We start from the raw sequence: 12,793 nt of genomic DNA, 5'->3' as shown, positions 1-12,793 counted from the left end.
TCGTCCCGAGGGATTTCACCATGTCCGAAAAGCCTGAAAAGTCCGACGAGTCCAGTAGGGACCACCTTCCCGGCGCCGAGGTGCCGGACGCGCGCGGGTACTTCGGCGCGTACGGCGGCCGCTTCATCCCGGAGGCGCTCGTCGCCGCCGTCGAGCAGGTCGCCGACGAGTACGAGAAGGCCAAGGCCGACCCGGCCTTCACCGCCGAACTCGACGCGCTGCTCAAGGACTACACCGGCCGCCCCAGCCCGCTGACCGACGTCCGGCGGTTCTCCGCCGAGGCCGGCGGCGCGCGGATCCTGCTCAAGCGCGAGGACCTCAACCACACCGGCTCGCACAAGATCAACAACGTGCTGGGGCAGGCCCTGCTCACCAGGCGGATGGGCAAGACCCGGATCATCGCCGAGACCGGCGCCGGCCAGCACGGCGTGGCCACCGCCACCGCCTGCGCCCTGTTCGGCTTCGACTGCACCATCTACATGGGCGAGGTCGACACTCAGCGGCAGGCGCTCAACGTCGCCCGGATGCGGATGCTGGGCGCCGAGGTGGTCGCCGTGACCTCCGGCAGCCGGACGCTCAAGGACGCCATCAACGAAGCCTTCCGGGACTGGGTCGCCAACGTCGACTCCACCCACTACCTGTTCGGCACCGTGGCCGGCCCGCACCCGTTCCCGATGATGGTCCGGGACTTCCACCGGGTGATCGGGATCGAGGCGCGGCAGCAGGTGCTCGACCGCACCGGCCGACTGCCCGACGCGGTCGTGGCGTGCGTCGGCGGCGGCTCCAACGCGATGGGCATCTTCCACGAGTTCATCCCGGACGCCGGGGTGCGGTTGATCGGCTGCGAGGCGGCCGGCGAGGGCGCCGAGACGCCCAGGCACGCCGCCACCCTCACCAAGGGCGACCCGGGGGTGCTGCACGGCTCCCGGACGTACGTCCTGCAGGACGAGGACGGCCAGACCATCGAGTCGCACTCGATCTCGGCCGGCCTCGACTACCCGGGCGTCGGTCCGGAGCACGCCTGGCTGAAGGACACCGGCCGGGCCGAGTACCGCCCGGTCACCGACGACGCCGCCATGCAGGCGCTGCGGCTGCTGTCCCGCACCGAGGGCATCATCCCGGCCATCGAGAGCGCGCACGCGCTGGCCGGCGCCCTCGAACTGGGCCGCGAGCTCGGCCCCGGGGCCACCGTCCTGGTCTCGCTCTCCGGGCGGGGCGACAAGGACATGCACACCGCCGCCGAGTACTTCGGCCTCTACGACGAGCCGGGCGCCGGCTCCGCCCACGGGGGTAAGTGACCATGGCTTCCAAGCTCAGTGGCATCCTGGCCGGCGCCGAGGCCGAGGGCCGCGCCGCGCTGATCGGCTACCTGCCGGCCGGGTTCCCGACCGTGGACGGCGGCATCCGCGCCGTCGGCGCGCTGCTCGACGGCGGCTGCGACATCGTCGAGATCGGCCTGCCCCACTCCGACCCGGTGCTGGACGGCCCGACCATCCAGACCGCCGACGACATCGCGCTGCGCGGTGGCGTGCGGATCAAGGACGTGCTGCGCACCGTCCAGGAGGTGGCCTCGGCGCATCCCGCCGCGGCGGTGCTGGTCATGACCTACTGGAACCCGGTGGACCGGTACGGCGTCGCGCGGTTCGCCGCCGACCTGGCCGCGGCCGGCGGGGCGGGCTGCATCCTGCCGGACCTGCCGGTGGAGGAGTCCGTCGAGTGGCGCAAGGCGGCCGAGGAACACGGTCTGGACACCGTGTTCGTGGTCGCGCCGAGCAGCCAGGACCGCCGGCTGGCGGAGGTCACGGCGGCCGGCAGCGGATTCGTGTACGCGGCCGCGGTGATGGGTGTGACCGGCAGCCGGGCGCAGGTCGGCGACCTGGCCGAGGACCTGGTCGCCCGGACCAGGGCCACCACCGACCTGCCGGTCTGCGTCGGCCTCGGGGTGTCGACCCGTGAGCAGGCGGCGCAGGTCGCCGGGTTCGCGGACGGCGTCATCGTCGGTTCGGCCTTCGTGCAGCGGATCCTGGACGCGGACGGCGACGAGGCGGCCGCGCTGACGGCGGTCCGCGAGCTGGCCGGCGAGTTGGCGCGGGGCGTCCGCCGGAGCTAGGGCGTTCTTCTTCGACGGCCCGTCATCTCTTCGGAGGTGGCGGGCCGTCGGCGTTCCCGGGGCACGCGTCGGCGGCGCTCCCCGGGCGCGGGCGGTCGGCCGGACCCGAACGGGTGAACAGTGCGGGGCACGCGCATCAGCGGGGGTTGACCGGCGTTGAGTGGAGGGACGAGTGCACGAACCACGTGCCCCGGGGCGCGGGAGCGAGCGGAAGGGGTCGGCCGATGCCCGGTCTTCAGCGAGCCGTGCTGCTGCGGGCGGCCGCGGCCGCGCTGGCCCTCGGCGCCGCGCTCGGGGCGCAGGCGGCGGTCGTCCCGGCCCTGGCCAAGCGGGGGGTGGAGCGGGCCGAGCGGGACGCGTACGTGTGCGCCGAGGCGGTCCGGATGGAGGCGGTGGCGCGGGCCGGCCGCGCGGATCCGCAGGGGCGGCCGGCGCTCCTCGGCGACGGCGGGAGCGAGCCCGGGCGGTACGAGGTCGGCCGGTACGAACCCGGGCGGTACGAACTCGGGTGGCCGCCCGGCTGCGACCAGTCCACTCGTTAGGGTGAAACCGGGTCAACACCTATCAATATTCACTCTTTCGGCTTAAGTCGCGAAACCGGAGGAACCCGGCGTCGCCGTCGGCGGTTCATAGGGCGTGACGGTGTTTCCCGAGGGGGTTGTCCGGATGGTCGGGCCGGTGAAGGAGTGGATCGGCACGGCGGCCCGATTGGGGCTGGCCGTGGTCTGGGGCTGGGCGGGGCTGGCGAAGATCGCCGACCCGGCGGAGGCCGCCCAGGCGGTGCGCGCGTACGAGATCCTGCCCGAGGCCCTGGTCAAACCCGTCGGCCACGGGCTGCCCTTCCTGGAACTGGCGCTCGCGCTGCTGCTGATCGTCGGCCTGGGCACCCGCCTGGTCGCCGCGCTCTCGGCGGGCCTGCTGCTCGCCTTCATCGCCGGGATCGCCTCCGCCTGGGCCCGCGGCATCTCCATCGACTGCGGATGCTTCGGCGGCGGCGGGGCGGTCGACTCCTCGCAGACCGAGTACCTCCAGGAGATCCTGCGCGACACCGGGTTCCTGCTGCTGGCCGGCTGGCTGCTCCGGTGGCCCCGCACCAAGTTCTCGGTGGACGGCTGGCTGGCGCGCTGAGCGCCCCGCCCTCCCACCGCACCCCCGCCCCCGAAACCGGAATGTCCAAGACTGATGAGCGAGAAGAACCGAGAAGGCAAGCGCACCGCCCGTGAGCAAATGCTGGCGGACCGGGCCGCGGACGAGGCCCGCGGCCGCAAGAGGAAGAAGCTGATCATCGGCGGGGTGGCGCTCGCGGTCATCGCCGCCGCCGTGGTCACCGGAGTGGTGGTGCAGGACCAGCGCTCCAAGCCGGAGACCCCCACCGCCGCCCCGGCCGGCGCGATCGGGGACAAGAACCTGGTGATCCCGGTCGGCTCGGACAACTCGCCGGCCGTCCTCACCGTCTACGAGGACGCGCGCTGCCCCGCCTGCGGCACCTTCGAACGGGAGTTCTCGCCCACCATCAGCCAGCTGGAGGACGCGGGCAAGATCTACACCAACTACCACATCGTCTCGTTCATCGACCGGGCCGTGCCGGGCAAGGGCTCCCGCTACGGTGCCAACGCGCTGGCCTGCGCCCAGGACGCCGGACACTTCCGCGACTACCACGACGTGCTCTACCGCAACCAGCCCGACGAGACCAGCGACGCCTTCGGCGACAAGGCCACCCTGATCAACCTCGGCAAGCAGGTCAACGGACTCGACACCCCCGCCTTCGAGTCCTGCGTCAACAACTCCACGTACAGCGGATGGGTGTCGGCGGTCCAGCAGGACTTCGACAAGTCGAGCTACAAGTCCACCCCCACCGTCCTGCTCAACGGACAGCCGATCTACCCGAAGTTCAACAACGAGGAGATCACCCCGGCGAACCTGGTGAAGTGGGTCGACGCCGCCAACCAGGGCAAGACCCTGGGCACTCCGGGCACCCACGGACAGTCGCCGGCCCCCACCGCCACCGCCTCGGAGAGCAACAACCCCTCGCCGAACGCCGGCTGAGCCCGGCGCGCACGCCGCGGGGCGACCGCCGCCCTCCTCCCCGGTCGGAGGAGGGCGGCGGCGGGCCGTGCTCCGGGCCCGCGCGCCGATCTGTGCACCGACTGTGACCCGCCGGGGTGTCCTGGACGGGCCGTCGACCCTGTAGCGTCGGAGCTGCCATGGATATCGCCTACATTCCCAGCCCGTCGCGGGGTGTCCTGTACCTCGGACCGATCCCGCTTCGCGCCTACGCCTTCTGCATCATCCTCGGTGTCGTCGTGGCCGTCTGGCTCGGCAGCAAGCGCTGGGTCGCCCGGGGCGGCGGCAAGCACACCGTCGGCGACATCGCCGTCTGGGCCGTACCGTTCGGCCTGGTCGGCGGTCGGCTGTACCACGTGATCACCGACCACCAGCTGTACTTCGCCGAGGGCAAGAACCCCTGGAACGCCCTCAAGATCTGGGAGGGCGGCCTCGGTATCTGGGGCGCGATCGCGCTGGGCGCGGTCGGCGCCTGGATCGGCGCCCGCCGACGCGGCGTCCCGCTGCCCGCCTACGCCGACGCGATCGCCCCGGGCATCGCGCTCGCCCAGGCGCTGGGCCGCTGGGGCAACTGGTTCAACCAGGAGCTCTACGGCCGGGAGACCACGCTGCCGTGGGGCCTGGAGATCGACAGGACGCTGCCGAACGGCGAGGTCGTCACCGGGACCTACCACCCGACCTTCCTCTACGAGTCCCTCTGGTGCGTGGGCGTCGCGGCGCTGGTGATCTGGGCGGACAAGCGGTTCACCCTGGGTCACGGCCGGGTCTTCGCCCTGTACGTGGCCACGTACACCGTCGGCCGGTTCTGGATCGAGTGGCTGCGGATCGACGACGCGCACCACATCCTCGGCCTGCGGCTGAACGACTGGGTGGCGATCCTCGTCTTCCTCGGCGCCGTCGCGTACTTCGTGATCGCCGGGAAGAAGCACCCCGGCCGCGAGGACCCGGCGAGCATCGACCCGATGGCCGACGCCGACGAGCGGGCGGCGGCCCCGGCCGACCGGACCGCCGACGAGCCCGGTGACAAGCTGCCCGGTGGCAAGGTCGGTGACGAGGCCGGTGACGCGCCGGGCGGGAAGCCGGGCGACGAGTCCGGTCGGAAGTCGGGCGAGAAGCCGGGCGGCAAGGCCCAGGACTCCCTCGCCGAGAAGCTCGACAAGCTGGAGAAGGACGCCAGGAACCCGGCCTGACCTGCGCCGATCCCGGCCCCGGCCGCCTTCCGCACCGTGTGCGGAAGGCGGCCGCCGTCATGTTCGGACAGCCTTGCTTTGCTGGAAATGCCCAGGTCACGAGGGCTACGGTCGATAAGTAAGGCGATCGGACCAATGGACGGAGGGGGAAGAGTCGTGACCGCGACCACTCTGGAGCACGAGGCCGGGCACGCCCCGCGGATACCCGCCGCGGGGCACCACCGGGACGTCAACGGCGGCTGGCTGCGCCCGGCGGTGTTCGGCGCGATGGACGGACTGGTCTCCAACTTCGCGCTGATGACCGGCGTCGTCGGCGGCGCGGCCTCCAGCGGCACGGTGGTGCTCACCGGCCTGGCCGGGCTGGCCGCCGGCGCCTGCTCGATGGCGGCGGGCGAGTACACCTCGGTGGCCTCCCAGCGGGAACTGGTGCAGGCCGAGATCGAGGCGGAGCGGCTGGAACTGCGCCGCAACCCGCACGGGGAGCTGGCCGAGCTGGCCCAGGTGTACGTCGACCGGGGGGTGGACCCGGCGCTGGCCCACGAGGTGGCCCGGCAGCTGTCCGCCGACCCGGACCGGACGCTGGAGGTCCACGCCCGGGAGGAGCTGGGCATCGACCCCAACGACCTGCCCTCGCCGTGGGTGGCGGCCGGGTCCTCCTTCGTCTGCTTCGCGGTGGGCGCGCTGCTCCCGTTGCTGCCGTACCTGCTGGGCGCGACCTCGCTGGTGCCGGCGCTGCTGCTCTCCGCGGCCGGGCTGTTCGCCTGCGGCGCGGTGGTGGCACGGGTGACGGCGCGCAGCTGGTGGTTCAGCGGCCTGCGGCAGCTGCTGCTGGGCGGCGCGGCGGCCGGGGTGACGTACCTGCTCGGACGGCTGATCGGCGGGCAGATCGGCTAGGTGGTGCCGGGCGGTGAGCGGCCAGGTGTGCTGTTGCATGGTTATGCACTCGGATGAGTGAGATTGCACACACGGAGCCCTGGTTCCGCCTGGGTTGTCTCAGCATTCGAGCTGATCGGGCCACGGAATCGCATCTGTCGATCGAGTGTGGGAATGGATTCGCAGGCGGCCTTGATCGACCGTCGTGGCAGGCGGATGTCGCCCCTGTTTCAGGCGGGCGACGGGCGGGCACAATCGTCAGGGCGTGCGGCGCGGCACGCCCTCCCGCGGCACCCGTGACCTGCGGATCCGTCCCGCGATGTGGACGAGATATCCCGCTTCCCGGGATGTTCGGCATCATGTAACTTGCACGAAATCGCATCAGGGCCAACGTCGTCCCTACTGCACCAGCCTCCAAAGACGACGACGGGAGAGCCGATGCTTTCTGCATCCATGCACTCCGCCAACGAGCCCCAGGCCGGCGCCGCCCGCCCGCCGTACGCGCTCGTTCCGGATGCGCGACCTGCTGCTCAGGGCCTGTACGACCCGCGAAACGAGCACGACGCCTGTGGCGTCGGATTCGTCGCCACGCTGACCGGCATCGCCGACCACACCGTCGTCGAGCAGGCACTGACCGTGCTGCGCAACCTGGAGCACCGCGGCGCCACCGGCGCCGAGCCGGACTCCGGTGACGGCGCCGGCATCCTCACCCAGATCCCGGACGCCTTCCTGCGCGCCAAGGTCGGCTTCGAGCTCCCGGCCGTCGGCTCCTACGCGGTCGGCATCGCCTTCCTGCCCGACGCCGACGACCAGGACGCCGCCGCCGTCGCGCGGATCGAGGCCATCGCGGCCGACGAGAACCTGACCGTCCTCGGCTGGCGCGACGTCCCGGTCACCCCGGACCTGCTGGGCGCCACCGCCCGCGGCGTGATGCCCCGCTTCCGCCAGCTGTTCCTCGGCGGCGCGGACAAGAGCGGCATCGAACTCGACCGGGTCGCCTTCGTGGTCCGCAAGCGCTCCGAGCGCGAGGCCGGGGTCTACTTCCCGTCGCTGTCCGCCCGCACCATCGTCTACAAGGGCATGCTGACCACCGGCCAGCTGGAGCCCTTCTTCCCCGACCTGTCGGACCGGCTCTACGCCTCCGCGCTCGGCCTGGTGCACTCGCGGTTCTCCACCAACACCTTCCCGAGCTGGCCGCTCGCCCACCCGTACCGCTTCGTCGCGCACAACGGCGAGATCAACACGGTCAAGGGCAACCGGAACTGGATGACCGCCCGGGAGTCCCAGCTCGCCACCGACCTCATCCCCGCCGACCGCAACGGCCGGGGGCTGGAGCGGATCTTCCCGATCTGCACCCCGGACCACTCCGACTCGGCCTCCTTCGACGAGGTCCTGGAGCTGCTCCACCTCGGCGGCCGTTCACTGCCGCACGCGGTGCTGATGATGATCCCCGAGGCGTGGGAGAACCACGTCACGATGGACCCGGCCCGCCGCGCGTTCTACCAGTACCACTCCAACCTGATGGAGCCCTGGGACGGCCCGGCCTGCGTCACCTTCACCGACGGCACCCGGATCGGCGCCGTGCTGGACCGCAACGGCCTGCGCCCCGCCCGCTACTGGATCACCGAGGACGGCCTGGTCGTCCTCTCCTCCGAGGTCGGCGTGCTCGACATCGAGCAGACCCGGGTGGTCAAGAAGGGCCGGCTGCAGCCCGGCCGGATGTTCCTCGTCGACACCGCCGAGCACCGGATCGTCGAGGACGAGGAGATCAAGTCGGAGCTGGCCGCCGAGCACCCCTACGCGGAGTGGGTCGAGGGCGGGCAGATCGAGCTCGCCGACCTCCCCGAGCGCGAGCACATCGCCCACACCCACGCCTCCGTCACCCGCCGCCAGCAGACCTTCGGCTACACCGAGGAGGAGCTGCGGGTCGTGCTGGCGCCGATGGCGCAGACCGGCGGCGAGGCGCTCGGCTCGATGGGCACGGACTCGCCGATCGCCGCGCTGAGCGAGAAGCCGCGCCTGCTGTTCGACTACTTCGTGCAGCTCTTCGCGCAGGTCACCAACCCGCCGCTGGACGCCATCCGCGAAGAACTCGTCACCTCGCTGCTGTCCAACCTCGGCCCCGAGGGCAACCTGCTGGCCGCCGAGTCCGCGTCCTGCCGCTCGGTCGGCATCACCTTCCCGGTGATCGACAACGACGAGCTGGCCAAGCTGGTCCACATCAACGCGGACGGTGACCAGCCCGGCCTCAAGGCCGTCACGCTGTCCGGCCTGTACCGGGTCGCCACCGGCGGCGAGGGCCTGGCCGCCCGGCTCACCGCCATCGCCGCCGAGGCGGACGCCGCGATCGCCGACGGCGCCCGGATCATCGTGCTCTCCGACCGGCACTCCGACGCCGAGCACGCCCCGATCCCCTCGCTGCTGCTCACCTCGGCCGTCCACCACCACCTGATCCGCACCAAGCAGCGCACCCGGGTGTCCCTGCTGGTCGAGGCCGGTGACGTGCGCGAGGTGCACCACGTCGCGCTGCTGATCGGCTACGGCGCCGGCGCGGTCAACCCGTACCTGGCGATGGAGTCGGTCGAGGACCTCGTGGCCCAGGGCACCTTCCTGACCGGTGTCGAGGCCGAGAAGGCGATCAAGAACCTGATCAAGGCGCTCGGCAAGGGCGTGCTCAAGGTGATGTCCAAGATGGGCATCTCCACCGTCGCCTCCTACCGCGGCGCGCAGGTCTTCGAGGCCATCGGCCTCGCCCAGGAGCTGGTCGACGCCTACTTCGCCGGTACCACCAGCAAGCTCGGCGGCATCGGCCTGGACGAGGTCGCGAGGGAGACCGCAGCCCGGCACGCCAAGGCGTACCCGGCCTCCGGCATCCCGGCCGCGCACCGCGCCCTGGACATCGGCGGCGAGTACCAGTGGCGCCGCGAGGGCGAACCGCACCTGTTCGACCCGGACACCGTCTTCCGGCTGCAGCACTCCACCCGCAACCGCCGGTACGACATCTTCAAGCAGTACACGGACCGGGTGAACGAGCAGTCCGAGCGGCTGATGACGCTGCGCGGCCTGTTCAAGCTGGACGGGCTCGGCCGCACCCCGGTGCCGGTCGACGAGGTCGAGTCGGTCTCCGAGATCGTCAAGCGGTTCTCCACCGGCGCCATGTCGTACGGCTCCATCTCCCTGGAGGCGCACGAGACGCTGGCGATCGCGATGAACCGCCTCGGCGCCAAGTCCAACACCGGTGAGGGCGGCGAGGACCCGGACCGCCTGTACGACCCGGAGCGCCGCTCGGCGATCAAGCAGGTCGCCTCCGGCCGCTTCGGTGTCACCTCCGAGTACCTGGTCAACGCCGACGACATCCAGATCAAGATGGCCCAGGGCGCCAAGCCCGGCGAGGGCGGTCAGCTGCCCGGCCACAAGGTCTACCCGTGGGTCGCCAAGACCCGGCACTCCACCCCGGGTGTCGGTCTGATCTCGCCGCCGCCGCACCACGACATCTACTCGATCGAGGATCTGGCGCAGCTGATCCACGACCTCAAGAACGCCAACCCCGAGGCCCGCATCCACGTGAAGCTGGTCTCCGAGGTCGGCGTGGGCACGGTCGCGGCCGGCGTCTCCAAGGCGCACGCGGACGTGGTGCTGGTCTCCGGCCACGACGGCGGCACCGGCGCCTCGCCGCTCACCTCGCTCAAGCACGCGGGCGGCCCCTGGGAGCTCGGCCTCGCCGAGACCCAGCAGACCCTGCTGCTGAACGGCCTGCGCGACCGGATCGTGGTGCAGACCGACGGCCAGCTGAAGACCGGCCGTGACGTGGTGATCGCGGCGCTGCTGGGCGCCGAGGAGTTCGGCTTCGCGACCGCCCCGCTGGTGGTCTCCGGCTGCATCATGATGCGCGTCTGCCACCTGGACACCTGCCCGGTCGGCGTCGCCACCCAGAACCCGGTGCTGCGCGAGCGCTTCTCCGGCAAGCCGGAGTTCGTGGTCAACTTCTTCGAGTTCATCGCCGAGGAGGTCCGGGAGATCCTGGCCTCGCTGGGCTTCCGCTCGATCGAGGAGGCCGTCGGCCACGCCGAGCACATCGACGCCGAGGCCGCGGTCGACCACTGGAAGGCCGCCGGGCTCGACCTGGCCCCGCTGTTCCACGTGCCCGAGCTGCCCGAGGGCGCGGCCCTGCACCGCACCACGACGCAGGACCACGCGCTCGACAAGGCCCTGGACAACCAGCTGATCGACCTGGCCCAGGACGCGCTGGAGAACGGCGACGCCGTCCGGATCCAGCTGCCGATCCGCAACGTCAACCGGACCGTCGGCACCATGCTCGGCCACCACGTGACCAAGCGGTACCGCGGCGAGGGCCTGCCCGAGGGCACCATCGACGTCACCTTCACGGGCTCGGCCGGCCAGTCCTTCGGCGCCTTCGTGCCGCGCGGCGTGACGCTGCGGCTGGAGGGCGACGCCAACGACTACGTCGGCAAGGGTCTGTCCGGCGGCGTGCTCGTGGTCCGCCCGGCCCGTGACGCGGCGGCGATCGGCAACGACGCGCAGAACCACGTCATCGCCGGCAACACCATCGGCTACGGCGCCACCAGTGGCCGGATCCACCTGCGGGGCAAGGCCGGCGAGCGGTTCGCCGTCCGCAACTCGGGCGCCACCCTGGTCGTCGAGGGCGTGGGCGACCACGCCCTGGAGTACATGACCGGCGGCCGGGTCGTCATCCTCGGCGAGACCGGGCGGAACCTGGCGGCCGGCATGTCCGGCGGCGTCGCCTACGTGCTGGACCTGCGCCCGGCGAACGTCAACAGCGGCATGGTGGGCATCGAGGCCCCCGGCGCCGCCGACCGCGAATGGCTTCGCGAGACCGTGCAGCAGCACTACGAGGAGACCGGCTCCACCGTCGCGGCCGAACTCCTGGCGGACTGGGGCAGCGGGGTCTCCCGCTTCTCCACGATCATGCCGACCGACTACAAGGCAGTGCTCGCCGCCAAGGACGCCGCTGAGCGCGATGGCCTCTCCGAGGCCGAGACCACTCGCAAGATGATGGAGGCGGCACGTGGCTGACCCCAAGGGCTTCCTGACCACGCCCAAGCAGCTCGCCGAGCGGCGTCCGGTGGACGTGCGCATCCGGGACTGGAACGAGGTCTACGTCGAGCGCAGCCTGCTGCCGATCATCACCAAGCAGGCCGGCCGCTGCATGGACTGCGGCATCCCGTTCTGCCACAACGGCTGCCCGCTCGGGAACCTCATCCCGGAGTGGAACGACCTCGCCTACCGGGACGACTGGACGGGCGCGATCGAGCGGCTGCACGCGACCAACAACTTCCCGGAGTTCACCGGGCGGCTCTGCCCGGCGCCCTGCGAGTCGGCCTGCGTGCTCGGCATCAACCAGGACGCGGTGACCATCAAGAACGTCGAGGTCACCATCATCGACAAGGCGTGGGACCGCGGCGGGGTCACCCCGCAGGTCCCGGAGCGGCTGTCCGGCAAGACGGTCGCCGTGGTCGGCTCCGGGCCGGCCGGCCTCGCCGTCGCGCAGCAGCTCACCCGGGCCGGGCACACCGTCGTGGTGTACGAGCGGGCCGACCGGATCGGCGGCCTGCTGCGGTACGGCATCCCCGAGTTCAAGATGGAGAAGCGCCACATCAACCGCCGCGTCGAGCAGATGCGCGCGGAGGGCACCCGGTTCCGCACCGGCGTGCACGTGGGCGAGGACATCACCGGGCAGCAGCTGCGCGAGCGCTTCGACGCGGTCGTCGTCGCGGCCGGCGCCACCACCGCCCGCGACCTGCCGGTGCCCGGGCGGGAGCTCAAGGGCGTCCACCAGGCGATGGAGTACCTGCCGCTGGCCAACAAGGTGCAGGAGGGCGACTTCGTCGAGCCGCCGATCAGCGCCAAGGGCAAGCACGTCGTGGTCATCGGCGGCGGCGACACCGGCGCGGACTGCGTCGGCACCGCCCACCGGCAGGGGGCGGCCTCGGTCACCCAGCTGGAGATCATGCCGCGACCGGGCGAGGAGCGGCCGTCCGGCCAGCCCTGGCCGACCATGCCGATGACCTACAAGGTCACCTCCGCGCACGAGGAGGGCGGCGAGCGGATCTACTCCGTCTCCACCACCCACTTCAGTGGTGACGAGGACGGCAACGTCCAGGAGCTGCACCTCGTCGAGGTGGAGTTCAAGGACGGGAGGTTCGAGCAGGTCCCGGGCAGCGAGCGGGCGATCCCGGCGCAGCTGGTGACGCTGGCGATGGGCTTCACCGGGACGGACGTCCGCAACGGTCTGGTCGAGCAGCTGGGCGTGGACCTCGACGCACGCGGTAATGTGTCCCGGGACGCGAAGTTCGCCACCAATGTCGATGGCGTCTACGTCTGCGGCGACGCCGGCCGTGGCCAGTCGCTGATCGTCTGGGCCATCGCGGAGGGCCGCTCGGCCGCCGCGGCGGTCGACACCTACTTGGGCGGCAGGACCCCGCTGCCCGCACCGATCCGGCCGACGGACCGCCCCCTGGTGGTCTGATCCGGTCCAGGTAGCCCGGCGCCGCATCGCCGGGTCGTACCGAGCCGC

At 71.7% G+C, this 12,793-nt stretch carries 9 protein-coding genes; all 9 read left to right on the top strand.

Features of this window, described 5'->3' with window-relative positions; genetic code table 11:
- Positions 1 to 20: 20 nt before the first annotated feature.
- The 9 genes from trpB (at position 21) to ACIQ9P_RS01695 (ending at position 12,745) form a co-directional block, all read left to right on the top strand.
- Positions 21 to 1,298 carry a tryptophan synthase subunit beta gene (trpB, locus tag ACIQ9P_RS01735; protein WP_402348015.1) on the top strand — a complete coding sequence of 426 codons (1,278 nt, stop codon included), beginning with the start codon at positions 21 to 23 and terminating at the stop codon, positions 1,296 to 1,298.
- A 2-nt stretch (positions 1,299 to 1,300) separates the two neighbouring features.
- Positions 1,301 to 2,110 carry a tryptophan synthase subunit alpha gene (gene trpA, locus ACIQ9P_RS01730; RefSeq protein ID WP_402348012.1) on the top strand — a complete coding sequence of 270 codons (810 nt, stop codon included), beginning with the start codon at positions 1,301 to 1,303 and terminating at the stop codon, positions 2,108 to 2,110.
- 224 nt (positions 2,111 to 2,334) lie between these two features.
- On the top strand, positions 2,335 to 2,652 hold the full coding sequence (locus ACIQ9P_RS01725; RefSeq protein ID WP_402348009.1) for a hypothetical protein: 318 nt from the start codon (positions 2,335 to 2,337) through the stop codon (positions 2,650 to 2,652).
- A gap of 136 nt (positions 2,653 to 2,788) precedes the next feature.
- The gene (locus ACIQ9P_RS01720; protein WP_402348006.1) at positions 2,789 to 3,238 is read left to right on the top strand and encodes a MauE/DoxX family redox-associated membrane protein; all 450 of its coding nucleotides are present in this window, start codon (positions 2,789 to 2,791) and stop codon (positions 3,236 to 3,238) included.
- Positions 3,239 to 3,292: 54 nt separating this feature from the next.
- Complete coding sequence (locus ACIQ9P_RS01715) at positions 3,293 to 4,156, top strand: DsbA family protein (RefSeq protein ID WP_402348003.1); 864 nt, start codon at positions 3,293 to 3,295, stop codon at positions 4,154 to 4,156.
- Between the two features lie 158 nt (positions 4,157 to 4,314).
- Positions 4,315 to 5,364 carry a prolipoprotein diacylglyceryl transferase gene (lgt, locus tag ACIQ9P_RS01710; RefSeq protein ID WP_402347999.1) on the top strand — a complete coding sequence of 350 codons (1,050 nt, stop codon included), beginning with the start codon at positions 4,315 to 4,317 and terminating at the stop codon, positions 5,362 to 5,364.
- A gap of 135 nt (positions 5,365 to 5,499) precedes the next feature.
- A complete protein-coding gene (locus tag ACIQ9P_RS01705; protein WP_402347996.1) occupies positions 5,500 to 6,258 on the top strand; it encodes a VIT1/CCC1 transporter family protein in 759 nt (252 codons plus the stop codon).
- Positions 6,259 to 6,690: 432 nt separating this feature from the next.
- The gene (gltB, locus tag ACIQ9P_RS01700; protein WP_402349809.1) at positions 6,691 to 11,292 is read left to right on the top strand and encodes a glutamate synthase large subunit; all 4,602 of its coding nucleotides are present in this window, start codon (positions 6,691 to 6,693) and stop codon (positions 11,290 to 11,292) included.
- The gene (locus tag ACIQ9P_RS01695) at positions 11,285 to 12,745 is read left to right on the top strand and encodes a glutamate synthase subunit beta (protein WP_402347993.1); all 1,461 of its coding nucleotides are present in this window, start codon (positions 11,285 to 11,287) and stop codon (positions 12,743 to 12,745) included. Before gltB ends, ACIQ9P_RS01695 begins: the two co-directional genes overlap by 8 nt.
- Positions 12,746 to 12,793 lie beyond the last annotated feature (48 nt).

Origin of the sequence: Kitasatospora sp. NPDC094019 (assembly GCF_044764505.1) — a bacterium.
In the GTDB taxonomy this organism is placed as follows: domain Bacteria; phylum Actinomycetota; class Actinomycetes; order Streptomycetales; family Streptomycetaceae; genus Kitasatospora.
Note: the sequence above shows the minus strand (reverse complement) of the source record. Positions and strands in the feature narration are given on the sequence as shown.